This is a genomic window from Streptomyces hokutonensis (assembly GCF_000376565.1).
Taxonomy (GTDB): Bacteria; Actinomycetota; Actinomycetes; order Streptomycetales; family Streptomycetaceae; genus Streptomyces; species Streptomyces hokutonensis.
Window position 1 is genome coordinate 18,530 of the sequence record NZ_BARG01000036.1, and the last position, 24,519, is coordinate 43,048.

Below are 24,519 nucleotides of genomic sequence, written 5' to 3' on the forward strand. Positions count from 1 at the left end.
GGGGGGCGGGGCGGCTGGATTCGAACCAGCGTGCCCCGGTTCTGGAGACCGGTGCGTCTGCCTCTGCGCTACGACCCCGCCCTTGGGGCCAGAGCGTAATGCCTTGGCCCGATGTCAGTGGGGCCTGGTACCAATGAGCCATCGGGGGAACTGCGGCGCGGGGGGCGTGGGATGGCGTACGGGGAGCGGGGTCGGCGTACCCCTGTGGTCGATCTCGCCGACCGCAGGGCGCTGGATCGGTACCGGCCGGCCGACCCGGCGAAGGTCGCGGAGGCGCGGCGGCTGAAGGAGGCCGCGCTGCTGGACTTCGGGCTGACCGAGTCGGCGGTGGCGTCCTGGCTGTACGCGAAGTGCCATCACCAGATCCCGACCACCGCGGTGGACACCGCGGCCGTGGTCGCCTCCGGCGACGGCTCCTGCCTGCTGCTCTTCAACCCGGACTTCTTCGTCGGACTCGGCCTGGACGGCGTGAAGTTCGTGCTCTTCCACGAGGCCCGGCACCTGGTGCAGCGGCACCTGTTCGCCGATCCCGAGCTGCGCGAGGACCCGGTGTTCGAGCTGGCCGCCGAGGTCTCCATCAACCATGTCGCCCTGGTCCGGCTCGGCCGCCCCGAGCTGCCCCTCCTGGACGGCCGCCCGACGGGCATCGACCCCCGGAAGATCCACGGCCTGTACCAGGACGACCTCACCGCGCACGGCCTGGAGCCCGTCCCCTACGAGGAGTTCGTCGCGACCGACATGAAGGTCTACGGCGAGCTCAAGCGCATGGCGCATCCTCCGGTCCCGGAGCGGCGGCTGTGCGTGCACCTGCTGGACGGCGGTGTACCGGCCGACCAGGAGACGGTGGACGCGGTGGCCTCGTCCGCGCTGCTGAACTCCCTGCTGGCGGCGCGGCGCGGACACGCGGGCGCGGAGCGGGAGTTGCTCGACCTGATGGGTCGTACGGAGGACGGTTCCGCGCGGGCCGCCCGGATCTGGGGGAACCTGGGCGCCGGCGTCCTGCGCGGCGAGACGGCACGCACGCGTGCGGTCCACTGGTGGCAGCGCTGGCTGGTCGACGTCCTCGGCTCTAAGCTGCGCGACGGCGAGCGGCTGGTGTACCCGAAGAAGCGCGGCGCCCTGCTCGCGGCCCTCGGCCAGGACCCGATGCTCTCCCGGCGCGGCCCGGTCCGCGACAAGGTCCTGGTCATCGCCTACGACACCTCGGGCTCGATGCCCCAGCACGTGATCACCTGGCTCACCGAACTCGTCGGCCGCATCGACGGAGTCGAGGCCCACTGGCTGTCCTTCGACGCCGTGGTCGTGCCGTTCAAGCCCGGCGAGAGGGTCTACGGCGGTGGCGGCACGAGCTTCCAGGCGGTCGCGGACTACGTGGAGGGGCGCACGGAGGTGAACGGCCGCCGGTTCGACGTCACCCCGGACGCGGTCGTGATGCTCACCGACGGGTACGCGCCGCCGATCGCACCCGCCGAGCCGGACAAGTGGATCTGGCTGATCACCGAGGGCGGCAGTGAGTGGCCCGAGACGCACACCCCCGCGATGGACTGCCATCGCGTCACGACAGGATCGCGGTAGATGAGCACGGATACAGGACAGTCGACGACCCCGGCGGCCGGGCGCGACCGGCGTGAGCCGTCGCGTCTGGAGTCCTTCATCGACGCGATGATCGACCTGGGGCAGACCGGGCAGATCTTCGGCGAGCACGGCATCGGCAAGACGGCGACGTTCTTCTCCCACATCGCCCGCGCCCACCCGGGCACCGCGCTGGTGTACGTCCCGGCGGCGAACCTGACACCGGACGACCTGCTGATCAACGCGCCGGTACGGGACCCGGGCACCGGCGAACTGGTGCTGCGGCAGCTGGTGATGAGCCAGTTGAAGCCGGGCACGCCGTTCGTGCTGCTCATCGACGACTCGCTCCAGGCGGGCGACACGATCCAGTCGCAGCTGATGCAGATCGCCTGCAACTGGACGCTCGGCGAGCACGATCTGCGGGCGCTGGGCTGTGTCGGTGTCTTCCTCACGGACAACGAGTCGCTGACCGAGACCTCGGCCCGGCGCGGCGACCTCGCGCTGCTCGACCGCATGGTCACGATGCGGATCACGGCGAACGACACGTCCTGGCGCCGGCATCTGGCCGCCAAGTACCGCCCCTGGGACCTGAATCCGGTGTTCGCCGTGTGGGCGTCGCTCTCCCCCGCGCTGCGCGAGCTGCTGTCCCCGCGCACGCTGGACCATGTCCTGGCCAACGCGAAGGAGGGTTTCCCGCTCCGCTGGGGCCTGCCCCTGATCGACGGCGAGCGGCTGCGGCTGGCCGAGCCGGGCCCCGACGGCAAGCCCGGGCAGAACCGCACGGCGGAGATCCTCGACCGCCTCGCCCAGGCCCTCGGCGTGCCCAACCCGGCCACGGTCCCCGACCCGGTACGGCAGGTGGTGCGGGCCGCGCTGCGCAACCGCTGGACGGTGCTGCTGCAAGGGCCGCCCGGCTGCGGCAAGACGGAGCTGGTCCGGGAGACGGTCCGCGCGGGCCTGGGCCGGGAGCCGCTGTACTTCTCGCTGCCGGTGACGAACGTCGAGGACCTGTGCGCCCCGATCCCGTCGCCGGACGGCACCCTGGGCAATCTGCTGGCCGCGAACTTCACCGGGCCGGACCCCAAGGCGATCGTCTGGGACGAGTACAACCGCCCCAAGGACAAGGCCGCGTTCGCCAAGCTCATGGAGATCACCCAGGAGTGGTCCCTCGCGGGCCGCCGCATCGAGAACCTGCGGGCGCAGATCGCCGTCCAGAACCCGCCGTACCACCTCGGCCGCAAGTTGCTGGTCTCGCGGAACAACATCGCCCAGGCGACCCGGTTCACGGCCTCGCTGACGGTGGAGCCGGAGGACATCCCGGCCAACGAGTGGCTGCTCGCGCGGTACGGCGCGGACGCCGAGACGGTGCTGGAGTGGTGGAAGCACGACATCGACGACGACGGCCGCGCCTGGATCACCAAACGCACCCTGGAGCGGCTCATCAAGCTGCACCGCAAGGGGCTGCCGCTGGAGATGGCGACGGTCTACCTCGGCGACGGCGAGTACGCGCCCGTGCCGCTCACCGCCCTGATCGACCGCTTCAAGGGCCGCACGGTCACCGGCCTGCGCGAACTGGCCCGCGACGCGGACCAGTGGGAGGCCCGGCTGCGCCGCGCCGCCGACCACACCGACGAGGGCGGCGACGACAGTGACGTGGTCCACCAGATCCTCGCCAACGCGGAGCTGTCCCAGCTGAAGAAGCACCGCGCGGTGGTGGCCCGCATGGTCGCCCTGCTCCCGGCGAAGCTCCGGGCGACATATCTGGTGGGGGCGTCGGCCCAGCAACAGCGGTTCTGGACCGACATATTCACCGGGATGGCCCGTCGCTGACCCCGTGCTCGCCCTCCCCGGGGCGCGCCGTGCGGTGCACGCTGCGTACGGCGGCCACGTCGGGGGCGAGCGCCGGTGCCGGGAGGTGGGCGGTGAAGGTCTCCAGGCGGCGTTTGATGCTGGCGGCGATGCCGTGGCCGAGGACGAAGCGGGTGGGGGTGATGGCGCGGGGTGCCGTGTCGAGGAGGCGGTGGGCCTCGCGGCTGCGCATCCCGGTGTGGGACAGCACGAGGTGGGTGAGACGGTGCTCGGCGGCCACGAGAGTGTGGGCGATGGTCTCGGCGGCGGACAGATCGACGTGGTTGTCGGCCGCGCCCAGCACACCCGCCGCCCGGACCCGGCCGAGGTCCAGCAGACCGACCCCGGCCGCGGTGGCCGCCGTCACCAGCCGTGCCGCGGCTGCCGGCCCGATGCCGTTGCTGGCGACGGACAGCCGCGTGAGCCGCCCGTACGGCGCCCGCTCCAGGGCGTCGGCCAGTCGGAGGGCGCCCGCGTCGCCCAACTGGGCGGCGGACACGTAGAGTTCGTCGATCGCGCCCTCGGCGACAACGGCGGCGAGGGGCACGGCGCCCTCCGCGCCCAGCGGGTTGCCGCCGACGAAGAGCCGCTCGATACGGCGCCCGTTGCCGGCGGCGGCCAGCAACGCGTCCGCGAGGACGGTCGTGCCCGCCGGGTCGAGCCCCGTCTGCACCAGGTCCAGTGTGCGCAACGACCGCGCGGACTCGATGAGTTCGGCCCCCGCCCGCCCACCGCCGCTGCCCAGCGGATTGCGCTTGAGCCACACACCGGTCACGACCTGCGGCGAGGCACGCAACCGGTCGGCGATCCGGCAGGCACCACCGGCCGTGATCCCGTTGCAGCCCAGGTAGAGCGTCTCGACCTCACCGCTCCCGGCGGCCACGGCCTCGGCACCCTCGTCGCCGAGCCCGTCCGTACCGAGCAGCAAGTGCCGTACGGGCGACGGTCCTTGGGCCAGTGCCTCGGCGACGCGTGCGGCGCCCTCCGCGCCCAGCCCCTGTTTGCACAGATCGAGCCGCCCGTCCGGCAGCGCCGTCCCCACAGTGAAGTCCAACCGCTCGCCGGCCGGCCTCCCGGCCCGCAACCAGTCGAGCAGCGGCCCGAGTTCGGCGGCCGGGCGCGGCGGGACGTACACCACACCGGCGAAGCCGACCTCGCCCGTGTCCTCCGTGTCCCCGCTCACCACGCCGCCTCCCGATAGTCCTTGAGGAACACCCCGGACACCGGGTCCCCCGACTCGCCGCGCACGATCGGGTCGTAGACGCGGGCCGCGCCGTCCACGATGTCCAGCGGGGTGCGGAAGCCGGACCCGGCGATGCGGCTCTTCTTGGGGGCGGGGTTCTCGTCGGTGATCCAGCCCGTGTCGACGGCGCACATGTGGACGCCCTGTTCGGCGAGTTCGGCGGCGCTGGTGCGGGTGAGCATGTTGAGCGCGGCCTTGGCCATGTTGGTGTGCGGGTGCCCGGCCGTCTTGTTGCGGACGGCGAACCGGCCCTCTACGGCGGTCACGTTGACGACGTACCGGCGCGGATGCGGTGACGCGAGCAGCAGCGGCAGCAGCCGGTCGCACAGCAGGGCGGGGGCGAGCGCGTTGACGAGCTGGGTCTCCAGGACCTCGGCCGGGTCGAGGGCGCCGAGCCGTGCCGACCAGGAGTTCTCCGGGGACGGGTCGGGCAGCAGTCCGGCCTCGTCGGCCTCGCGCAGGGCGACGGGCAGCGCCGAGGCCCCGCCCGCGAGCATCCGCATCGGTGTGAACCCCGGTGCCTGCCGGGCCCCTTCGGGCAGTGCGTCGCGCTCACCGGCGGCCAGCAGGGCGTACGACCGCGGGGGCCGCCGTACGGTCTGGGCGGCGTTGTTGACGAGGATGTCCAGGGGTTCGCCGGTCTGCCGCAACTCCTCGCACAGGCCGAGGACCTGGCGCGGGTCGCGGAGGTCCACCGCGAGCACGGTCAGTCGGTCGAGCCACTTCTCGCTGCCGGGCTCCGCGCGGAAGCGGCGCACGGCGTCGTGCGGGAACCGTGAGGTGACCTGCACCTCCGCGCCGTCCCGCAGCATCATCAGGGCCAGTTGGAAACCGATCTTCACCCGCCCGCCGGTGAGCAGCACCCGGCGCCCGCTCAGATCCGTGCTCAGCGCACGGCGGGCGGTGTTGTCGGCGGCGCACTCGGGGCACAGCCGGTGGTAGAAGGAATCCACCTGTCGATAGGGCGACTTGCAGACATAGCAACCGCGCGGCTTGCGGTACTCACCCTCTGCGTCCGCCTGGGCAAGCTCGCCCGTCGGAGCCAGCGGAGCGTCCTCGCGCCGGTCCACCGCCCCCGTCGCCGTCGCGGCCATCGCCGCCGAGTCGGCCGCGGACATCTCGGCACCACGCGCCTTGCGGCGCCGCAGCCGTCCGTCCCGGGCGAAGGACGCGGCGACCTGCTCCGCGCGCAGGCGCACCGGATCGTCGACGGGCAACTCCCGCAGCCTGCCCACCACGTGGTGGAAGGCCGCGAGTTCCGCCTCGGTGATCCCGCCCTCGTCAGTCATCGATTCCCGCCCCGGCCGTACTCCGAAGTGGGCCCCGGCCGGATTCGAACCGACGTATCCGCCGTGAGAGGGCGGCGAGTCTGCCTCTGCTCTACAGGGCCCGCGAACGCAGCCCGGGGATCGGATTCGAACCGATGTGATTCGTCAGAGCACGACGTGCGCCTGCCTCTGCGCTACGCCCGGGTGCGCCCCCGGATCCTAACCGCACGCCCCCAGGCGAGCGGCATCGATAAACGCCCCGGTACCCGTCAGCGCGAGGAGCGTCTAAGCTCCAGGCGCTCCTTCTCCGAGAGGCCGCCCCACACGCCGAAGCGTTCGTCGTTGTCGAGGGCGTACTCCAGGCAGACGGAGCGGATGGGGCACATGCCGCAGATGCGTTTGGCCTCCCGGACGGAGCTGCCGGGCTCGGGGAAGAAGAAGTCCGCCCCGGTCTGCGCGCACAACGCCTCCTGCTGCCAGTCCAGGTCGGGCGCGGTGATCGTGTCGATGTGCATGACCAGAAGCGTGCAGTGCGGTGAAAAACGTTCGATCAACGCGGGATCAACGCCGCGCTCCGAGGCCTCCGGCCACCCCGATGGTGGCGCCGCGCCCGAACCGGCGCACGGCGGCGCGCGGAACCGGAAGAAAACACGGAGAACTTCCGCGGTCACCGAGGGTGAACAAATCGGTCGAGCCGACTCACCACGCCGCACCGGCAGCGATTGTCAGTGGGCGGTGCAAGACTCGGCAGTGCAGAGAACGGGCCCCCTCAAGTACGGGACCCTTCAATGAGGAGGGCAAAGATGCTCACCACCCGTTTCGTCAACGGCGCTCCCAACTGGCTGGACGTCGGCTCGCCCGACATCGACGGCGCCATCTCCTTCTACGGCGGTCTCTTCGGCTGGCAGTTCCAGTCCGCGGGACCCGAGGCCGGCGGCTACGGCTTCTTCCAACTCGACGGCAAAACGGTCGCTGGCGGTATGCCACTGCCCCCGGAGCACGACTCGTCCGCGTGGACCGTGTACTTCCAGAGCCCGGACGCGGAGGCCACGGCCAAGGCGGTGGAGCAGGCGCACGGCGCGGTCCTGTTCCAGCCGATGGACGTGATGGGCGAGGGGCACATGGCGGTCCTGAGGGACCCGGCGGGCGCCGCGTTCGGCATCTGGCAGCCGGGCCGGACCAAGGGTGTCGACGTGGCGGGCGACCCCGGTTCGCTGACCTGGGTGGAGCTCTACACACCGGACGTCGCCGCGGCCGCCGCCTTCTACCACTCCTCGCTCGGCCTGGAGACCTCGGCCGCGCCCATGCCCGGCGGTGACTACACCTGTCTCAACCCGGCGGGTGCCGGTGAGGAGGCGATGTTCGGGGGTGTCGTCCCGCTCGACTTCGACGCGAACGGCGCGGCCTCGGGGGCGTACTGGCTGGCCTACTTCGAGGTCGCCGACGTGGACGCCACCGTGGCCAAGGCGGTGGAGAGCGGCGGCAAGGTCGCCGTGCCCGCCGCCACCATGGAGGGCGTCGGCCGTATGGCCCAGCTCACCGACCCGCACGGCGCCCGCTTCGCCGTCATCAGGAGCGAGCCGCCGCAGAGCTGACGGCGCGTCCCGGGGGCAGGCCTACGCGGAGGCGCGGCGGACCAGTGTGGTCGGCAGGATCACACTGGACGGCGCGCCTCCGACGCCCTCGCTGGTGGCCCGGCGGTCGAGGCCGCGCAGCAGCAGGCGGGCCATCAACCGGCCCATCTCCTCTATGTCCTGACGGACCGTCGTGAGCGGCGGCTCGGTCTGCTCGGCGACCGGCAGCATGTCGTCGAAGCCGATCACGGCCACGTCCTCGGGCACCCGCAGCCCCTCCTCGCGCAGCACCTTCATGGCGCCGTAGGCGGTGAGGTCGTTGGCGGCGAACACGGCGTCCACGTCGGGGCAGCGGTCGAGGAGTTCCCGCATGGCGCGCTCACCGCCGCCCGGGGTGAAGTCGCTCTCCACGATCAGCCGGGGGTCGGCGTCGACCATGACGTCCCGGAACCCGTCGAGCCGGTCCACCGCGGACGTCTGGTCGAGGGCGCCGGTGATGTGCGCGATCCGGGTGCGGCCGAGCGCGACGAGATGGCGTACGGCCTCGCGGGCACCGCCCCGGTTGTCGCAGTCGACGTACACGGTGGGCCCGGTCGCGCGGGTTCCCTCGCTCCAGGAGGGCCGGCCGCCGAACACCGTGGGGACACCGGCCCGTTGGATCAGTCCGGGCAGCGGGTCGTCGAGGTGGAGGGAGAAGACGAGCGCGCCGTCCACATGTCCGCCGGCGAGATAGCGGCCGACGCGGGCGTGGTCGGCACGGCCCTCCGTGAGGAGCAGCACGAGTTGGGAGTCGTGAGCCGTCAACTCCTTGCTGATACCCCTCAGTTGCATGGCGAAGAAGGGGTCGGCGAAGACCCGGGTCTCCGGTTCGGCGATCACCACGGCGATGGCGTCGTGCCGCCTGGTCACCAGGGAGCGGGCGGCCTGGTTGGGGACGTAGCCGAGTTCCTCCACGGCCTGCCGGACCCGTTCGACGAGCGATTCCCGCACCCCGTCCCCGCCGTTGACCACCCGGGACACGGTGGCCCGCGACACCCCCGCCCGCGCGGCCACGGCCTCCAACGTGGGGCGCGGTGCTGTCTCGGTCACTTCTGGACCCCTCCTCGATGCTGCGGATCAGGATAGCCGCGGGCGAAGCGGACGGTGAGAGCGCTCCCAACTCGACAAGATCCCATGGTTCACCCCAGCAGATTCACCCGCCGCCCGACCCCGTCCCCCTCCGCCCGCCGGTACGCCAGCCAGGCGAGTGCCAGGTCCTGCCAGGGCAGGCCGAGGGGGGCGTACACGGAGCGGGCGGTGGCTTCGGTGCGGCCCGGATGGTCGCCGCGCAGTACGTCGCCGAGTGTCGTGTCGATGTCGGACGCTGCCAACGCGTCTACGGACGCGACCAGTCGGCGATCGTCCACGACGACGAGCGCCGCGTCGAGCAGATCGGCGGCCAGTTCCCACCTGCCGGGTTCGTCGGCGGCGAGGCTGGTGAAGTGCTGGCCCGCACGGGTGTCCGCGAGGGACAGCGGTGGGGTGCGGGACCAGGTCGCGAGGAGCACGATGTCGGCGGCCGAGGCCACCTCCGTCGCCGAGCCCAGCACCTTGCCGCCGTTCCGTAGGGCGAGGTCGGTCGCGCGGTCGAAGTCCGTGTCGTGGACGAGGAGTTGACCGTACGGCCGCAGGACGTCCAGCCCCCGGAGCATCGACTCGGCCTGCGCACCGGCTCCGATCACGCCCACCACCGCGTCCTCCGCCGGGTGCGCGAGAACGTGGGTGCCGAGGGCCGCCGCCAGTCCGGTCCGCCAGGCGGTCACCGTCGCCGCGTCGAGGAGGGCGAGCAACTCCCCGTTCGTGCCGTCGCGCAGGCACATCACGCTCCCCGACCCGGCCCCCGCGCACTTCACCACGTGGAGGGAAGCGGTGGCGGTACCGGGGAACAACGGCGGTTCCGTGCGCGCCCGTTGAACCGGAACCGCCGTGGCCGCCCCCGTGGTGAGGAAGCCGTGCCGCAGCGCGGCTAGGCAGGCCGCGGGTTCGAAGAGGGCGTCGAGGTCCCCTCGCGTCAGCAGGCGGGGCATCCCGTCAGGATCCCTCGGGATCCTTCTTCGCACGGCTCGGCTGCACCCGCTTGGGCTCCCCCGGCATCTTCGGGTACTCCGGCGGATACGGCAGATCGCCTAGCCCGTGGTCGTGTTCGTCGCGGCGCGCGAGTTCGAGGAGGGCGTCGAGGGAGTAGCGGTGGTCGTCCATGTCGGCGTGCACGTCGCCGAGTTCGGCGAAACGGGCCGGCATGGTCGCCAGGTCGAAGTCACGGGGGTGCGCGGTACCCACCTCGTCCCAGCTCAGCGGGGCCGAGACGGGGGCGTGCGGGCGGGGTCGTACGGAGTAGGCGGAGGCGATGGTGCGGTCGCGGGCGGTCTGGTTGTAGTCGACGAAGATGCGTTCGCCGCGCTCCTCCTTCCACCACTTGATCGTCACCTGCTCGGGCATCCGGCGTTCCAGTTCGCGGCCGACGGCGATGGCCGCGCGGCGGACCTGGGTGAAGGTCCAGTTGGGTTCGATGGGGACGAAGACGTGCAGGCCGCGTCCGCCGGAGGTCTTGGGGAAGCCCTTCAGACCGCCGAACTCGTCGAGTACGGCACGGAGTTCGTGGGCGGCGCGGACGGCGTCGTCGTAGTCGGTGCCGGGCTGCGGGTCGAGGTCGATGCGGAGTTCGTCGGGGCTGTCGACGTCGTCGCGGCGCACCGGCCAGGGGTGGAAGGTGAGCGTGCCGTACTGGGCGGCCCACAGGACGGCGGCCTCCTCGGTGGGGCACATCTCGTCGGCGCTGCGTCCGCTGGGGAAGGTGATGTGGGCGCGCGGAATCCAGTCGGGCATGTTCTTGGGCGCCCGTTTCTGGAAGAAGTTCTCGCCCTCGACGCCGTCCGGGTAGCGCTCCAGGGTGGTGGGGCGGTCGCGCAGGGCGCGCAGGATTCCGGGGCCGACCGCGAGGTAGTAGCGGGCGAGGTCCAGCTTGGTGAAGCCGCGCTCCGGGAAGAAGATCTTGTCGGGACTGGACAGCCGTACGGTCCGGCCGCCCGCCTCCAGTTCCACCGCTTCGCCCATGCGAGCCACGGTAGGCCCGCCGCCCGGACATCGCACACCGGGCGACAAGCGACGTACGAGCGCAGAATCGGAACCATGGATCTGCCGGTGATGCCGCCCGTGAAGCCGATGCTCGCCAAGTCGGTGGCGAGGATTCCGCCGGGCATGCACTACGAGGCGAAGTGGGACGGCTTCCGGGCGATCGTGTTCCGCGACGGCGCCGAGGTCGAGCTGGGCAGCCGTACCGGAAAGCCGTTGACCAGGTATTTTCCCGAGCTGGTCGAGGCGTTGAAGGAGCGGGTGCCACAGCGCTGTGTGCTGGACGGGGAGATCGTGATCGCGCGGGAGGGGCGGCTCGACTTCGACGCGCTGACCGAGCGCATCCACCCGGCCGAGTCGCGGGTGCGGACGCTGGCCGGGCGGACCCCGGCGTCCTTCGTCGCCTTCGACCTGCTGGCCCTGGCCGACGAGTCGCTGGTGGACGTGCCGCTCGCCGACCGCAGGGCGCTCCTCGCCCGGGCGCTGTCGGGTGTGACCGCACCTGTGCACCTCGCGCCCGCGACCACCGACATCGAGGTGGCGCGGCGGTGGTTCGAGCAGTACGAGGGGGCCGGGCTCGACGGTGTCGTGGCGAAGCCGCTGGATCTGCGCTACCGCCAGGACGAGCGCGCCATGTTCAAGATCAAGCACGAGCGGACGGCGGACGTCGTGGTCGCCGGGTACCGCCTGCACAAGAGCGGGCCCGTGGTGGGTTCGCTCCTGCTCGGTCTTCACGACGACCGGGGCACCCTGCAGCACGTGGGCGTGTCCGCCGCCTTCACCATGAAGCGGCGCGCCGAGCTGATCGAGGAGTTGGAGCCGCTGCGCATGGACGACCCCGCGGGACATCCGTGGGCGGCCTGGGCGGAGGAGGCCGCCCATGAGAGCGCACGGCTGCCGGGGGCGCCGAGCCGCTGGTCGGGCAAGAAGGACCTCTCCTGGGTGCCGCTGCGGCCGGAGCGGGTGGCCGAGGTGGCGTACGACCACATGGAGAACGGCGCGCGCTTCCGGCACACGGCGCGTTTCCGCCGCTGGCGCCCGGACCGCACGCCCGAGAGCTGCACCTACGCACAGCTGGAGGAGCCGGTCCGCTACGACCTCGCGGAGATCCTGAGACCTCCGGACTGAATCCTTCCGGATCTTCCGGTGGGCCGATCGGCCCATTCGACGCGCACAAACACAACCGAGCGGGTATGGCCACCAATGAACTTATAAGCGCACAATCGAAAACACAGACTGGTGGCAACGGTGGGCATGGGACAGAAGGCGCCCCGGCGTCGCGGCGCGAGACGAGCGGCGCTGCTGGCCGCCACGATGACGGCCTCCCTCGCGGTGGGCTGCACGGCGCATCACGGCGCCACCGTCGACGACGGACGCGGACAGACCCAGTCCCCCACGCAGAGCCCGGCCGAGAGCCCGAGCTCGGTCGCCCCCGCCGCCGGTCCGGTGCTCGCGGTGAAGATCGACAACGTGCCCGCGGCCCGGCCGCAGACGGGCCTGGACTCGGCGGACATCGTCTACGCCGAGCAGGTCGAGGGCGGACTCAGCCGGCTGATGGCGGTGTTCGCCACCAAGCTGCCCAAGTCCGTCGGACCGGTACGCAGCGCCCGGGTGTCCGATCTGGAGCTGCTGCGCCAGTTCGACGACCCGACGCTCGCCTTCTCCGGGGCCCAGCACAAGCTGCTGCCGCTGATCGACAAGGCACCGCTGCGGTCCGCGTCGCCCGACGAGGTGGCGAGCGCCTACTACCGGGGTGTCGACAAGTCCGCCCCGCACAACCTCTATCTGCGCCCGAACAAACTGCTCTCGTCCGCCCCCGGCGCGGCGGCCCTGACGACCGGTTTCCACTACGGCGCGGCTCCCGCGGGCGGAAAGACCACCACCTCCCGCACCGTGCGCTATCCGGCGGCCCGCTTCACCTTCACCTGGTCCGGGTCGCGGCACCGCTGGCTGGTCACCGAGGACGGCACGCCCACCGTGACGACCGCCGGCAAGCGGCTGGCCCCGGCGACGGTCGTCGTCCAGTACGTGAAGATCCAGAAGTCCGTCTATCACGACGTCCTCGGCAACAACACGCCGTACACCGTGACCGTCGGCTCCGGGAAGGCGGACGTGCTGCGGGACGGCCGTACCTTCAGTGTCGACTGGAAGCGGCCGGAGGCGACGGGCGGAACGGAGTTCACCACCTCCGACGGCACGCCCGTGAACTTCGCCAAGGGCCAGGTCTGGGTGGTGTTCGCGAAGGCCTGACAGCAGTGGCCCGAGCGTCAGCGGTGGGCGGCGAGGGGCTCCGTGGGGTTGCGGAGCCCCTCCGCCGCGTCCGAGACCCGTTGGATGAGGTCGAGGAAGACGCCCTGTTCCTCGGCGGAGAGCGGGGCCAGGAAGACCTGGTTCATCCGGGCGGTGCGGACGGCGAGCTTGCGGTGGACGCGCCGGCCGTCGTCGGTGAGGCAGAGCAGGAAACGGCGGCCGTCGCGCGCGTCACGTACCTTGTCGAGGAGGCCGCGGCCGCTCAGCCGGCTGATCACCTCGGCGACGGTGGACCGGTCCAGGCCCACCCGCTCGCCCACCGTGCGCTGGTCGAGCCCCGGTTCGGCGACGAGCGCGTTGAGCACCGCGAACTGCGGGGAGGTGATCTCCTCGGAGACCATCGTGTTCCACAGCAGGTAGTGCGCCTGCTGGAGCCGCCGGGCGAGGTGCCCGGGGTGAATGGTGAGATCCACCGCGCCCATGTGCCCTCCCGAAGTCATATTCGTCCGTGCACTGAACGATACCCGGGGACCCTGGGGCCGAGTCCAGACCTGTGCACGGAGCCGACCTGGGGCTTCTCTCAGGTCTTGACGCGAGGGCCCCGCAGTGGCAGCGTGAAGGAAACTTCACCGAAATGCTCAGTGCCCTGACGAACTGCGGCGATCTTGACCGCATGGACTGCTGACCGGGCGCTCGGACGGGACGGAGCTTCACGGATGGACAAGGTGGTCGCCACCGCCCTGGAGGCAGTGGCCGATGTGCCGGACGGAGCGACACTGGCCGTCGGCGGCTTCGGGCTGAGCGGTGTACCGAACGTGCTGATCCAGGCGCTGTACGAGCGCGGGGTCGGCTCGCTGGGCGTGGTCTCCAACAACTGCGGGGCACTGGAGTCCGGCCTCGCCGTGCTGCTGGCCGCCGGCCGGATCGCCCGGGTGACCGGCTCCTACATCGGCGCCAACAAGGAGTTCGCCCGCCAGTACCTGGCCGGGGAACTGGAGGTCGAGCTGATCCCCCAGGGCACCCTGGCGGAGCGGCTGCGCGCGGGCGGGGCGGGCATCCCCGCCTTCTACACCCCTGCGGGGGTCGGCACCCAGGTCGCCGAGGGCGGACTGCCCTGGCGCTACGACGGCTCCGGCGGCGTCTCCCTCGCCTCCCCGCCGAAGGAGGTACGGGACTTCGACGGCACCGAGTACGTGCTGGAGCGCGGCATCCGCACCGACTTCGCCCTGGTGCGGGCCGCGAAGGGCGACCGGCACGGCAACCTCGTCTTCAACAGGTCGACCCGCAACTTCAACCCCCTCGCCGCCATGGCGGGCCGGGTGACGATCGCCGAGGTCGAGGAGCTGGTCGAGCCCGGCGCGATCGACCCGGACGCGGTGCATCTGCCGGGGATCTTCGTGCAGCGGGTGGTGGCCCTCACCCCCGAACAGGCCGCCGACAAGCGGATCGAGCAGCGGACGGTGAGCAGCTGATGGCCTGGACACGCGAGCAGATGGCGGCCCGCGCGGCGCGCGAACTTCAGGACGGACAGTACGTCAATCTCGGCATCGGACTGCCGACCCTGATCCCCAACTACCTCCCGCCGGGCGTCGAGGTGATCCTCGAGTCCGAGAACGGCATCCTCGGCACCGGCCCGTATCCGACCGAGGACCAGGTCGACCCGGATCTGATCAACGCAGGCAAGGAGACCGTGACGGTCCTGCCCGGCGCCTCCTTCTTCGACTCCGCGCTCTCCTTCGGGATGATCCGGGGCGGTCACATAGACGTCGCCGTGCTGGGCGCGATGCAGGTGTCGGCCGGGGGCGACCTCGCGAACTGGGCGATCCCCGGCAAGCTGATCACCGGGATCGGCGGGGCGATGGACCTCGTCCACGGCGCCCGCACGGTCATCGTCGTGATGACCCATGTGGCCAAGGACGGCTCCCCGAAGATCCTCAAGGAGTGCGCGCTGCCCCTCACCGGGAAGGCGTGCGTGAACCGGGTCATCACCGATCTCGGTGTGATCGACGTGACGCCGGAGGGGCTGGTGCTGACCGAGACCGCGCCCGGTGTGACCGTCGAGGAGATCGTCGCCAGGACCGACGCCGAACTGACCATCACGGAGGGCCTGTTGTGAACACCGTCTACATCGTCGACGCCGTCCGCACCCCGTTCGGCAAGTACAGCGGAGGCCTCGCCTCGGTCCGCCCCGACGACCTGGCGGCCCACGCCCTCCGCGAACTCCTCGCCCGTACCCCGGACTTGGACCCGGCCCGCGTCGAGGACGTCTACTTCGGCAACGCCAACGGCGCCGGGGAGGAGAACCGCGACGTGGCCCGCATGGCCGGCCTCCTCGCGGGTCTGCCCACCTCCGTGCCGGGCGTGACCGTCAACCGGCTGTGCGCCTCCGGCCTGGAGGCGGTGATCCAGGCGGCCCGCGCCATCGCGGTCGGGGACGCCTCCATCGCCGTCGCGGGCGGGGTGGAGTCGATGACCCGGGCGCCGTACGTCCTGCCCAAGTCGGACCGCCCCTTCCCCGCAGGGCACACCGAGCTGTACTCGACCACGCTCGGCTGGCGCATGGTCAACCCGGCCATGAACCCGCAGTGGACCATCCCGCTCGGTGAGAGCGCCGAGCTGATCGCCGACAAGCACAAGATCAGCCGCGAGCAGCAGGACGAGTTCGCGCTCGCCAGCCACAGGAAGGCGGCCGACGCACAGGCCGCGGGGCTCTTCGACGGCGAGATCGCCGCCGTCCCGGTCCCGCAGCGCAAGGGCGACCCGGTCGCCTTCGCCGCCGACGAATGCGTACGGCCGGACGCCTCCCTGGCGGCGATGGCCAGGCTCAAGCCGTCGTTCCGCACGGAGAACGGGACCGTGACCGCAGGCAACGCCTCACCGCTCAACGACGGTGCCGCCGCGCTGCTGCTGACCGACGAGGAGGGTCTCAGGGCCACCGGCCGTCAGCCCCTCGCCCGGGTCTCGGCGACCGGTGTGCACGCGCTCGACCCGGACTACTTCGGGCTCGCTCCCGTCGAGGCCGTGAACCGCGCACTCGCCAAGGCGGGCAAGGGATTTGACGATCTGTCGGTCCTCGAACTCAACGAGGCCTTCGCCGCCCAGGTGCTCGGATGTGTCGCGGAATGGCCGGAGTTCGACCCCGCGATCCTCAACCCCCAGGGTGGTGCCATCGCATTGGGCCACCCCCTCGGCGCCTCCGGTGCCCGGCTCGCCGGCACCGTCGCCCACCAACTCGCCCGCAAAGGGTCAGGAGTTGGTGTCGCCACCCTCTGCATCGGCGTGGGCCAGGGCCTCGCCCTTGTCCTCGAACGGTAGGAACCCCCCATGGCTCTCACCCAGCACGACATCGACCTCGAAATAGCGGCCGAGCACGCGACGTACGAGAAGCGGATCGCGGACGGCGCCCCGGTCGAGCACCACCCGCGCCGCGACTACGCCCCCTACCGCTCCTCACTCCTGCGCCACCCGAAACAGCCGCCGGTCACCATCGACGTGTCGAAGGACCCGGAGCTGGTGGAGCTCGCCTCCCCCGCCTTCGGTGAGCGGGACATCACCGAGATCGACAACGACCTGACCCGCCAGCACAACGGGGAACCGATCGGCGAGCGGATCACCGTCTCCGGACGGCTGTTGGACCGGTCCGGACGGCCGATCCGCGGCCAGCTGGTCGAGATCTGGCAGGCCAACTCGGCCGGCCGCTACGCGCACCAGCGCGAGCAGCACGACGCCCCGCTCGACCCCAACTTCACCGGTGTGGGGCGGACGTTGACCGACGACGAGGGCAACTACCGCTTCACCACGATCCAGCCGGGCCCCTACCCCTGGCGCAACCACCTCAACGCCTGGCGTCCGGCACACATCCACTTCTCCATGTTCGGCACGGCGTTCACCCAACGGCTCGTGACGCAGATGTACTTCCCGAGCGATCCGCTGTTCCCCTACGACCCGATCATCCAGTCGGTGACGGACGACGCGGCCCGGCAGCGCCTCGTCGCGACCTACGACCACAGTCTGTCCGTGCCCGAGTTCTCGATGGGCTACCACTGGGACATCGTGCTCGACGGCCCGCACGCCACCTGGATCGAAGAAGGACGCTGACCCGCCATGACGAAGATCGACACGAGCCGCCCGGAGTCCGTGCTGCCGACCCCGTCGCACACGGTCGGCCCCTTCTACGGCTACGCGCTCCCGTTCCCCGGCGGCGGCGACATCGCCCCGGTCGGACACCCGGACACCATCACCGTCCAGGGATACGTCTACGACGGCGAGGGCAATCCGCTGCCGGACGCCTTCGTGGAGCTGTGGGGTCCGGACCCCGAGGGCAATCTGTCCACGACCGACGGCTCGATCCGGCGCGACCCGGCCAGCGGCGGCTATCTCGGCCGCAACGGCGTGGAGTTCACCGGCTGGGGCCGCATCCAGACGGACGCCAACGGCCACTGGTACGCACGGACACTGCGCCCCGGCGCGCGCGGGCAGAACGCCCCGTACCTCAGCGCGTGCGTGTTCGCGCGCGGGCTGCTGGTACACCTCTTCACCCGGATCTACCTCCCGGGCGACGAGGCCGCACTCGCCGGTGACCCGCTGCTGTCCGGGCTGGACCCGGCGCGGCGCGACACGCTGATCGCGCAGGACGACGGCCGGGGCACCTACCGTTTCGACATCCGCCTTCAAGGCGAAGGCGAGACGGTCTTCCTGGAGTTCCAGTGACTTTTGCCGACCCGTCGGACACCGGCCTGCTCGCCCCCGGGTGGACCGGCTCCCCCGCCGCGTCCGCGACCGGCGACACCGCGTACCTACGAGCGCTGCTCGACGCGGAGGCCGCGCTCACCCGCGCCCAGGCGGCGCTGGGCCTCGCCCCCGCCGAGGCCGCGACGGCGGTGACGGCCGCGGCCGACGTGGCCCGCTTCGACGTACGGTCCCTCGCGGAGCGCGCCCGCGGCGGCGGCAACCCGGTGATCCCGCTGGTCGCCGATCTGACGAAGGCGGTCGGCACGGAGTACGGCCCCTACGTCCACCGGGGCGCGACCAGCCAGGACATCATGGACACCGCGACGATGCTGGTCGCCGCCCGCACCCTGGACCTGGTCCTGGCCGACCTCACGCGTACGGAGGTCGCGCTGGCGGGGCTGGCCGCCGCCCACCGCGACACCGCGCTGCCGGGCCGCACACTCACCCAGCACGCCGTACCGACGACCTTCGGTCTGAAGGCCGCCGGATGGCGGTCGCTGGTGCTCGACGCACGGGACCGGGTGCGGGTGGTGCGGGACCGGCTGCCCGTCCAACTCGGTGGCGCTGCAGGCACATTGGCGGCTTTCTCGGCATACGGCGCCGAGGACCCGCTCGCGCTGCCGGAGGCGTACGCGCTTGAACTCGGCCTGGCCGCACCGCTGTTGCCCTGGCACACACTGCGCACGCCGATCGCCGATCTCGCCGGGTGCCTGGCCTTCACGGCGGGCGCGCTGGGCAAGCTCGCCGCCGATGTGCTCGTCCTGGGCCGCACCGAGATCGCCGAGGTCTCGGAAGGCAGCGGCGGGGGTTCGTCGGCCATGCCGCACAAGGCGAATCCCGTACGGTCCACACTGATCGCCGCCGCCGCACGGCAGGCACCGCAGCTCGCGGCCGTCCTGTACGGCTCGTTGGTCGCCGAGGACGAGCGGCCGGCCGGGGCCTGGCACGCCGAGTGGGAGCCGTTGCGCGCATTGCTGCGGCTGGTCGGCGGTGCGGCGCGCGATGCCGTCGAACTTGTCGAGGGGCTGCGGGTGCACCCGGATGTGATGCGTGAACACCTCGATGTCACCCACGGGTTGATCGTCTCCGAGCGGCTGTCCGCCGAGCTGGCACCGTTGCTCGGGCGGGCCCGGGCGAAGGAGCTGCTCACGGAGGCCGCGCGGCGGACGTACACGGAGGACCGTCCGCTGGCGGAACTGCTCGCCGAGGAGCCCGAGTTGAAGGACCTCGATCTCTCCGCACTCACCGACCCCGCCCGCTACACGGGTTCCGCCGGAGCCCTCACCGACCGTGCGCTGGAGCGACGTTGACCGAGAAGCTGCTCAACTTCCGTGCCGAGGGACCCACTTCCGCTCCCCCGCTGCTGCTCGGGCCCTCGCTGGGTACGTCGTACGCGCTCTGGGACAAGGTCGCGCCCGAACTGTCCATCACCCACCGGGTGATCCGCTGGGACCTGCCGGGACACGGTGGTTCGGCACCGGATCCGATCGGCCCCGGGGCGACCGTCGGTGACCTCGCCGATCTGGTGCTCGCGCTCGCCGACTCGCTCGGGATCGGCCAATTCGCCTACGCGGGCGTGTCGTTGGGCGGGGCGGTCGGACTGCACCTGGCTGTGCACCACCCGGAGCGGGTGTCGTCGCTCGCCGTCATCTGTTCCTCGGCGCACTTCAACGGGGCGAAGCCGTGGGAGGAACGGGCCGCGCGAGTACGGAGCGAGGGGCTGGGCTGGCTGGCCGACAACGCCGACTCCCGTTGGTTCACGCCCGGGTTCACCGTGCCGGAGCTGGTGGCCGACCAGCGGGCCGCCGACCCGGCCGCGTACGCCGCGTGCTGTGACGCGCTGGCCGCGTTCGACCTGCGGTCGCGGCTCTCCGAGATCGGTGCGCGCACGCTGGTGATCGCGGGGCGTGAGGATCCGGCGACGCCGCCGGCGCATCTGCGGGAGATCGCCGACGCGGTGGCGGGCGCGGCCCTGGTCGAGATTCCGGGCGCCTCGCATCTGGCGCCCGCGCAGTGCCCGGAGGCCGTCCTCACGGCGCTGCGCGCGCACCTGGACGGGGGTGCGAGGCGGGGAATGGCGGTACGGCGCGAAGTACTCGGCGACGAGCACGTGGACCGGGCGCAGGCCCGGCAGACGCCGTTCACCGCGCGCTATCAGGACTTCATCTCGCGGTACGCGTGGGGGGAGATCTGGACCGACACCACGTTGTCGCGGCGCGAGCGGAGCATGGTCACGCTGACGGCGTTGATCGCACACGGGCACTACGACGAACTGGCGATGCATGTGCGGGCGGCTCGACGCAATGGGCTGACGGCGGAGGAGATCGGGGCTGTGCTGTTGCAGAGTGCGGTGTATTGCGGGGTGCCTGCGGCGAACTCGGCGTTCGCCGTGGCGCAGCGGGTGTTGGAGGAAGACGGCGACTGAGGGGGTGGGGGTGGCGTTGTGAGTCGGGTGCGGCTGCGTCGTGGCTGGTCGCGCAGTTCCCCGCGCCCCTAAAGACGTGGGTCGGCCCGCGTTTTTAAGGAGCGCGGATTTCCCCGCGCGCCTAAAGACATGGGTCGGCCCGCGTTTTTAAGGAGCGCGGACTTCCCCGCGCGCCTAAAGACATGGGCCAGCCTGTGTCTTTAAGGAACGCAGATTTCCTCTGACGCCTAAAAACTTGGGCCAGCCTGTGTCTTTAAGGAACGCGGACTTCCTCGCGCACCTAAAAACTTGGGCCAGCCTGTGTCTTTAAGGAGCGCGGATTTCGTCGGGCACCTAAAAACTTGGGCCAGCGTGTGCTTTTAGGGGCGCGGGGAACTGCGCGACCAGCCCCCACCGGCCCGCAGCCGAAAGACGACTCACCGCAATCCCCGCCCCGTCTCCAAGACCTCCCTCGCCTGCGTAGCGAGGCCGTCCGCGCCGCACGAACGCGCCAGTGTCAGACCCCTGTTGATCTCCGCCACCGACCGCGCAGCGATCCCGTACTCCACCCGCGCCGCAGCATGCTCGTACTGGCAGGGCGAGGACTCCAGGTAGGCGACCGCCTGGGCGGCCAGCCGAACCGCGCGCTGACCGGTCTCCAGCGCGGCAGCGCACCGCAGGGCCTCGCCGATGGCCGTGTCCGTGCCGAAGCGTTCGGCGCGGCGGCGGGCGTCGGAGGCGAGCTGGGCGGCGCGGGTCGGGTCCTCGACGGCGAGGGCCCGGGCGAGGTCGACGGCCCACGGGACCAGGACCGGGTTGTGGTGGCTGCGTGCGCTCGCGGCCTTCCCGGCCTCTTCCAGTTCGTTGATGCCTTCCTTGGTCCGGCCGACGGCGATCAGGAGCCGGCCGCGCACACAGCGGGGATCGGGCAGCACGATGGTGGACGGGTACGGCGGTGCGAAGCCGTACTGTTCGGCGATCGCCCAGGCCTCCTCGACATGGCCGCGGGCAAGCAGCGTGTCGACCAGGTTGCAGGTCGCCGACCAGTACAGGGGCAGTCCGCGGCCGACCCGCTCGGCCAGCCGCAGGGACTCGCGCAGCGAGATCTCCGCCTCCCGGAGCCGGCCGCGCCTGCGCAGGCCGAGGCCGAGATAGGCGTGCGCCAGCGAGAGGTGGCCGCCGCTCCAGCCGGCCGTCTCGTAGGCGCGCAGCGCTTCGTTGTAGAGGCTCTCCGCGCGGTCCAGGCGGTCCGTGTAGGCGTAGGCGCTGGCCAGCATCATGAGGATCTCGAGGCCCCACTCGGTGTCGGTCCAGCCGAGGCCCGGGGCGAGCCGTCCGTTGACGAGGGCGCGGTCGCAGACCTCGACGACCTCCTCGGCGTTCTCGCCGTGGGTCATGGCGTCGAAGCCGCGCAGGATGAACAGGGCGCGCTCGGAGTTGTCGCGGCCGGTGCAGGTGGCGGCGAGTTCGGCGAGCCGCTCGGAGCGTCCCGGGGAGGTGCCCTCGCCGGCGTGGATGCCCTCCCACATGTACTGCACGGCCTGCAGCCGCATCCGGGCGGTGCCCTGTTCGTGCCGGGCGGCCTCCGCCTCGACGGTGCGGACGGCCTCCTCCAGCTGGTTGTTGTGGGTCAGCGCCTGGGACAGCCGGAAGACGGCGTCCACGCGCGCGTGCCCGTCGAGGCCGGGCATGGCGAGGGCGCTCTGGATGTGGCCGATGGTGGTGGCGGGCGCGGTGAGCAGGGTGGCGCAGCCCAGTTCGTAGAGCACGCTCGCGTGGGTCTCGGCGAGCGGCGGCTCCACCAGGGCGCGCTCCAGACAGCGGCGGGCGGCGTCGGGCGCGCCGATGGAGAGGTGTTCCCTGGCGGCCTCGCGCAGCTGCTCGACGAGTTCCTGGTCCTCCTCCGGGTGTACCTGGAGGAGGTGCCGTGAGGCGGCCGCGGCGCCGCGCCCGGAGTCGGTGACGACCTGGGCGGCGATGCCGTGCATGGCCGTACGCCAGCCGCCCGGGATGGAGTCGTAGACGGCGCTGGCGATCAGCGGGTGGACGAACTCGAGCTCGCCGACGTCGCCCTGGGAGGCGGCGGGGTCGGGGGGCGGTGAGGATGCGTTCGCTGCGCAGGAGTTCGGCGCAGCGGTCCGCCTCGTCGCCGGTGATGGTGGCGAGCCGGGCGACCAGTTTCACGGAGATGCCGGTGCCGAGGATGGCGGCGGCCCAGGCGAACCGGGTGGCCTCGGTGCCGAGGCCGTCGAGGCGGGCGACGAGTCCGCCGCCGCGCGAGGAGCGGTTCAGGGCGCGGAGTTCGGCGGCCGAGCCCTCGACCGGGGCGAGTTGGCTGTCCTGCACCTTGGCGAGGAGTTCGACGGTCTCGTACGGGTTTCCGCCGGTGACCGCCCACACCTCGCGGCAGAACGCGTCGTCGGCGTGCGGGCCGACGGTGGCGCGGGTGAGGCCCGCGGTCGCCGGCGGGGTCAGAGCGCTCAGCTGGGCGACGGGGTGGCCGGTGAGGGCGGCGATCGCGTCCAGGTACCGGCCGCGCTCGCCGGTGATCTCGCCGGGCCTGCGGGCGACCACGACGAGGACGGACAGGTCGTCGAGTCGCTCGGCGAACGCGGCGAGCCAGCGCAGGGTCTCCTGGTCGGCCCAGTGGGCGTCGTCGATCAGCAGGACGAGGGGCCACTCGCGTTTGGCGAGCCTGCGTACGGCGGCGACCAGGCCGTCGCACACGCCCTGCGGGTCGGCCTGCCGTTCGCCGGGTTCGGCGATGCCGAGGGCGGGGCCCGCGATGTCGTACCAGTCGCCGAGGTACTCGCGCGCCTCCTCGGGCATCAGCGAGAGCAGGGCGGGCTGCAGCAGCTGCCGTACGACGTTGAAGGGGACGGACTTGAGGGTCTCGCCGCCGCGGGCCTGCCAGACCACGCAGTTGCGCTCCTCGGCGATACGGCGGGTCTCCGCCAGCAGCGCGGTCTTCCCGAACCCCGCCTCGCCCCGGACGACCAGCAGACTGCCCGAGGACGACTGGTCCGCGCACAGGGCCTCGATCGCCTCCACGACACCGGCGACCTCTTCGTCGCGCTCCCACAGGGAGGCCGAGGTGGCCTCCGGGGGCCGGTCCTCCGTCATCCCGATTCCTCCCCGAGTAGGCCGAACGACGTACAGATCTCGAGCGTAGCCGCCCGGCTGCCACGGCGGAGGGCGGTCCGGGCAGCTGTTGCCGTATCGGGTGACGGCGGGGTACACGGGCGTGACGAACAGTCAGAAGGCGTCGAAATAAGGCCACTTTCGATCGATCGCGCAACTCCATGAACAGGCCTGCCGCACTCTCGGGCGACGGCCCCGGACCGGGCACGCGCGGCGGGTGACGGCCGGGCGCGCGATCGTCGGCGGCGCCGGTGGCGCCGTCGCGGCCGGATCCTCTCATCCCGCTTTCACCGACGCCTCATACGGTAGGGACATGACGCAGGTGACTCCTCCCGGGTGGTACCCCGATCCCGGGCAGACGAATGACGGTCCCGCCACCGAGCGCTGGTGGGACGGCAAGGCATGGACGGACCGGACCCGCCCGGCCGGGTCGGCCGCCGAATGGGGTCCCCCGACCGAGCCGCCGTTCCCCGGGGCGTACCCGGCGTATCCCGCGCAGCCCCCGGGCGCGCCGCGCCGCAATCTGCGCACCGGCATAGCCGTGGCGGTGGCCGTCGCGGTCCTGACGGCCATCGGTGTCGGTGCCTACGCGCTGTCCGGCAACGGCAGCGGGAACGGCAACCAGGCCGGCACGCAGCAGGCGCCGAACGGGCAGGGCGGTGTCGGCGGCCAGGGCGGCCCCGAGGGACAGGGCGGCACGGGCGGGCAGGGCAATCCCTTCGGCGGGTCCGGCGGGTCCGGCGGAACGGGTGGTTCCGGCGGTACGGGCGGTGCGACGCCCGCGCCCAGCCAGTCCGCGCAGCCGAAGGTCGAGGCCGGCGGCACCGTGACCGACTCGCTCGACGGCATCAGCTTCACCGTGCCGTCCGACTGGTACGGCCAGGTCATCGAGGTCGGCGCGCAGGTCACGTCGAACACCTCGTACAAGTGCCCCGGCAACACCGCACAGACCTGCACCAACGGCGGGGCGTACTCGGCCCCCGCGGTCGTGCTGGGCACCAAGGGCACCACCGCCGAGGAGGTCGCGAAGGCGGACATCGCCGCCAACGCCAAGGAGTCCTACGGCGGTACGACCTACGGCAGCATCACCTCGCACCAGGTGCTCGCCTCCAAGGCCGTCACCGTCGCCGGGCAGAAGGGCTACCTGGTCCGCTGGAAGGCGGTCACCAGCAAGGGCGCGGACGGCTATGTCGAGTCGCTCGCGTTCCCCTCGCCGGCCAGCGCGAGCCAGATCGTGGTCGTCCGCTTCGGCGTCGACGTCGGCCAGAAGGAGTCCGTCATCGACGAGATCACCGCCAACATCAAGGCGGCCTCGGGCGGCGGCGACGGCACGACGATCTGACCTCCCGCACACAGTCGGCCGGGTGGGGCGCCTCT

The 24,519-nt window shown here is 71.8% G+C and carries 20 protein-coding genes, 3 tRNA genes and 1 pseudogene; 13 read left to right on the plus strand and 11 right to left on the minus strand.

Features of this window, described 5'->3' with window-relative positions; translation table 11 throughout:
• Positions 1–4: 4 nt before the first annotated feature.
• Positions 5–80, minus strand: a tRNA-Trp gene (locus SSP08S_RS21775).
• Positions 81–171: 91 nt separating this feature from the next.
• Between SSP08S_RS21775 and SSP08S_RS21780 the strand changes: the two genes are divergently transcribed.
• Both SSP08S_RS21780 and SSP08S_RS21785 read left to right on the plus strand, forming a co-directional pair.
• On the plus strand, positions 172–1,575 hold the full coding sequence (locus SSP08S_RS21780) for a DUF2201 family putative metallopeptidase (protein WP_026178719.1): 1,404 nt from the start codon (positions 172–174) through the stop codon (positions 1,573–1,575).
• Positions 1,576–3,402, plus strand: coding sequence for a MoxR family ATPase (locus SSP08S_RS21785; protein WP_019069749.1), 1,827 nt, complete (start codon positions 1,576–1,578; stop codon positions 3,400–3,402).
• On the opposite strand, the gene SSP08S_RS21790 is transcribed toward SSP08S_RS21785, so the two are convergent.
• The 5 genes from SSP08S_RS21790 to SSP08S_RS21805 form a co-directional block, all read right to left on the minus strand.
• Positions 3,380–4,603 carry a leucine-rich repeat domain-containing protein gene (locus SSP08S_RS21790; RefSeq protein ID WP_245607932.1) on the minus strand — a complete coding sequence of 408 codons (1,224 nt, stop codon included), beginning with the start codon at positions 4,601–4,603 and terminating at the stop codon, positions 3,380–3,382. The two genes, SSP08S_RS21785 and SSP08S_RS21790, sit on opposite strands and share 23 nt — an antisense overlap.
• Positions 4,600–5,952, minus strand: coding sequence for an SDR family NAD(P)-dependent oxidoreductase (locus SSP08S_RS21795; protein WP_019069751.1), 1,353 nt, complete (start codon positions 5,950–5,952; stop codon positions 4,600–4,602). The genes SSP08S_RS21790 and SSP08S_RS21795 overlap by 4 nt, the downstream gene beginning before the upstream one ends.
• A 29-nt stretch (positions 5,953–5,981) precedes the next feature.
• Positions 5,982–6,053 (minus strand) — tRNA-Glu (locus tag SSP08S_RS21800).
• A gap of 10 nt (positions 6,054–6,063) precedes the next feature.
• Positions 6,064–6,136: transfer RNA gene (locus SSP08S_RS61780), tRNA-OTHER, on the minus strand.
• A gap of 64 nt (positions 6,137–6,200) precedes the next feature.
• The gene (locus SSP08S_RS21805; protein WP_019069752.1) at positions 6,201–6,446 is read right to left on the minus strand and encodes a WhiB family transcriptional regulator; all 246 of its coding nucleotides are present in this window, start codon (positions 6,444–6,446) and stop codon (positions 6,201–6,203) included.
• Positions 6,447–6,734: 288 nt separating this feature from the next.
• Here SSP08S_RS21805 and SSP08S_RS21810 point away from each other — a divergent pair, with 288 nt between their 5' ends.
• Positions 6,735–7,526 carry a VOC family protein gene (locus SSP08S_RS21810; protein ID WP_019069753.1) on the plus strand — a complete coding sequence of 264 codons (792 nt, stop codon included), beginning with the start codon at positions 6,735–6,737 and terminating at the stop codon, positions 7,524–7,526.
• Between the two features lie 21 nt (positions 7,527–7,547).
• On the opposite strand, the gene SSP08S_RS21815 is transcribed toward SSP08S_RS21810, so the two are convergent.
• The 3 genes from SSP08S_RS21815 to ligD all read right to left on the minus strand — a co-directional run bounded on the left by SSP08S_RS21815 (position 7,548) and on the right by ligD (position 10,598).
• Positions 7,548–8,594 carry a LacI family DNA-binding transcriptional regulator gene (locus tag SSP08S_RS21815; RefSeq protein WP_019069754.1) on the minus strand — a complete coding sequence of 349 codons (1,047 nt, stop codon included), beginning with the start codon at positions 8,592–8,594 and terminating at the stop codon, positions 7,548–7,550.
• Positions 8,595–8,683: 89 nt separating this feature from the next.
• Positions 8,684–9,571: an NAD(P)-binding domain-containing protein gene (locus SSP08S_RS21820; protein WP_019069755.1), complete on the minus strand. Its 888-nt coding sequence runs from the start codon at positions 9,569–9,571 to the stop codon at positions 8,684–8,686.
• A gap of 4 nt (positions 9,572–9,575) precedes the next feature.
• Positions 9,576–10,598, minus strand: a complete 1,023-nt coding sequence (ligD, locus tag SSP08S_RS21825) for a non-homologous end-joining DNA ligase (protein ID WP_019069756.1) — start codon at positions 10,596–10,598, stop codon at positions 9,576–9,578.
• Positions 10,599–10,673: 75 nt separating this feature from the next.
• Between ligD and SSP08S_RS21830 the strand changes: the two genes are divergently transcribed.
• Entirely contained in the window at positions 10,674–11,744 is a 1,071-nt protein-coding gene (locus SSP08S_RS21830) for an ATP-dependent DNA ligase (protein WP_019069757.1), read from the plus strand.
• Positions 11,745–11,870: 126 nt separating this feature from the next.
• The gene (locus SSP08S_RS21835; protein ID WP_019069758.1) at positions 11,871–12,866 is read left to right on the plus strand and encodes a DUF3048 domain-containing protein; all 996 of its coding nucleotides are present in this window, start codon (positions 11,871–11,873) and stop codon (positions 12,864–12,866) included.
• Positions 12,867–12,883: 17 nt separating this feature from the next.
• Here SSP08S_RS21835 and SSP08S_RS21840 read toward each other — a convergent pair whose 3' ends face one another.
• Positions 12,884–13,348: a MarR family winged helix-turn-helix transcriptional regulator gene (locus tag SSP08S_RS21840; RefSeq protein WP_019069759.1), complete on the minus strand. Its 465-nt coding sequence runs from the start codon at positions 13,346–13,348 to the stop codon at positions 12,884–12,886.
• A gap of 234 nt (positions 13,349–13,582) precedes the next feature.
• On the opposite strand from SSP08S_RS21840, the gene SSP08S_RS21845 reads away from it, so the two are divergent.
• Genes SSP08S_RS21845 through pcaDC form a run of 7 tightly spaced genes read left to right on the plus strand, consistent with a single transcriptional unit; the run spans position 13,583 to position 20,022 of the window.
• A complete protein-coding gene (locus tag SSP08S_RS21845) occupies positions 13,583–14,338 on the plus strand; it encodes a CoA transferase subunit A (RefSeq protein WP_019069760.1) in 756 nt (251 codons plus the stop codon).
• A complete protein-coding gene (locus SSP08S_RS21850; RefSeq protein ID WP_019069761.1) occupies positions 14,338–14,982 on the plus strand; it encodes a CoA transferase subunit B in 645 nt (214 codons plus the stop codon). The genes SSP08S_RS21845 and SSP08S_RS21850 overlap by 1 nt, the downstream gene beginning before the upstream one ends.
• The gene (locus SSP08S_RS21855; protein WP_019069762.1) at positions 14,979–16,181 is read left to right on the plus strand and encodes a thiolase family protein; all 1,203 of its coding nucleotides are present in this window, start codon (positions 14,979–14,981) and stop codon (positions 16,179–16,181) included. The genes SSP08S_RS21850 and SSP08S_RS21855 overlap by 4 nt, the downstream gene beginning before the upstream one ends.
• A gap of 9 nt (positions 16,182–16,190) precedes the next feature.
• Entirely contained in the window at positions 16,191–16,964 is a 774-nt protein-coding gene (gene pcaH / locus SSP08S_RS21860) for a protocatechuate 3,4-dioxygenase subunit beta (RefSeq protein ID WP_019069763.1), read from the plus strand.
• A gap of 6 nt (positions 16,965–16,970) precedes the next feature.
• Positions 16,971–17,576: a protocatechuate 3,4-dioxygenase subunit alpha gene (pcaG, locus tag SSP08S_RS21865; RefSeq protein WP_019069764.1), complete on the plus strand. Its 606-nt coding sequence runs from the start codon at positions 16,971–16,973 to the stop codon at positions 17,574–17,576.
• Complete coding sequence (gene pcaB / locus SSP08S_RS21870; RefSeq protein WP_019069765.1) at positions 17,573–18,907, plus strand: 3-carboxy-cis,cis-muconate cycloisomerase; 1,335 nt, start codon at positions 17,573–17,575, stop codon at positions 18,905–18,907. Before pcaG ends, pcaB begins: the two co-directional genes overlap by 4 nt.
• A complete protein-coding gene (gene pcaDC, locus SSP08S_RS21875; RefSeq protein WP_019069766.1) occupies positions 18,904–20,022 on the plus strand; it encodes a bifunctional 3-oxoadipate enol-lactonase/4-carboxymuconolactone decarboxylase PcaDC in 1,119 nt (372 codons plus the stop codon). Before pcaB ends, pcaDC begins: the two co-directional genes overlap by 4 nt.
• A gap of 416 nt (positions 20,023–20,438) precedes the next feature.
• On the opposite strand, the pseudogene SSP08S_RS55660 reads toward pcaDC, so the two are convergent.
• A pseudogene (locus SSP08S_RS55660) lies at positions 20,439–23,124 on the minus strand (ATP-binding protein).
• Positions 23,125–23,455: 331 nt separating this feature from the next.
• On the opposite strand from SSP08S_RS55660, the gene SSP08S_RS21885 reads away from it, so the two are divergent.
• Positions 23,456–24,484: a DUF2510 domain-containing protein gene (locus tag SSP08S_RS21885; protein ID WP_019069768.1), complete on the plus strand. Its 1,029-nt coding sequence runs from the start codon at positions 23,456–23,458 to the stop codon at positions 24,482–24,484.
• The last annotated feature ends 35 nt before the right edge of the window (positions 24,485–24,519 follow it).

What these genes read in the sequence shown, in the direction of transcription:
- SSP08S_RS21850 (WP_019069761.1), top strand. Translation starts at nt 14,338, where the DNA reads ATGGCCTGGACACGCGAGCAGATGGCGGCCCGCGCGGCGCGCGAACTT.
- pcaH (WP_019069763.1), top strand. Translation starts at nt 16,191, where the DNA reads ATGGCTCTCACCCAGCACGACATCGACCTCGAAATAGCGGCCGAGCAC.
- SSP08S_RS21780 (WP_026178719.1), top strand. Translation starts at nt 172, where the DNA reads ATGGCGTACGGGGAGCGGGGTCGGCGTACCCCTGTGGTCGATCTCGCC.
- SSP08S_RS21845 (WP_019069760.1), top strand. Translation starts at nt 13,583, where the DNA reads ATGGACAAGGTGGTCGCCACCGCCCTGGAGGCAGTGGCCGATGTGCCG.
- SSP08S_RS21785 (WP_019069749.1), top strand. Translation starts at nt 1,576, where the DNA reads ATGAGCACGGATACAGGACAGTCGACGACCCCGGCGGCCGGGCGCGAC.
- SSP08S_RS21840 (WP_019069759.1), bottom strand. Translation starts at nt 13,348, where the DNA reads ATGGGCGCGGTGGATCTCACCATTCACCCCGGGCACCTCGCCCGGCGG.
- pcaG (WP_019069764.1), top strand. Translation starts at nt 16,971, where the DNA reads ATGACGAAGATCGACACGAGCCGCCCGGAGTCCGTGCTGCCGACCCCG.
- SSP08S_RS21805 (WP_019069752.1), bottom strand. Translation starts at nt 6,446, where the DNA reads ATGCACATCGACACGATCACCGCGCCCGACCTGGACTGGCAGCAGGAG.
- SSP08S_RS21810 (WP_019069753.1), top strand. Translation starts at nt 6,735, where the DNA reads ATGCTCACCACCCGTTTCGTCAACGGCGCTCCCAACTGGCTGGACGTC.
- SSP08S_RS21835 (WP_019069758.1), top strand. Translation starts at nt 11,871, where the DNA reads ATGGGACAGAAGGCGCCCCGGCGTCGCGGCGCGAGACGAGCGGCGCTG.
- SSP08S_RS21830 (WP_019069757.1), top strand. Translation starts at nt 10,674, where the DNA reads ATGGATCTGCCGGTGATGCCGCCCGTGAAGCCGATGCTCGCCAAGTCG.
- SSP08S_RS21795 (WP_019069751.1), bottom strand. Translation starts at nt 5,952, where the DNA reads ATGACTGACGAGGGCGGGATCACCGAGGCGGAACTCGCGGCCTTCCAC.
- ligD (WP_019069756.1), bottom strand. Translation starts at nt 10,598, where the DNA reads ATGGGCGAAGCGGTGGAACTGGAGGCGGGCGGCCGGACCGTACGGCTG.
- SSP08S_RS21885 (WP_019069768.1), top strand. Translation starts at nt 23,456, where the DNA reads ATGACGCAGGTGACTCCTCCCGGGTGGTACCCCGATCCCGGGCAGACG.
- SSP08S_RS21820 (WP_019069755.1), bottom strand. Translation starts at nt 9,571, where the DNA reads ATGCCCCGCCTGCTGACGCGAGGGGACCTCGACGCCCTCTTCGAACCC.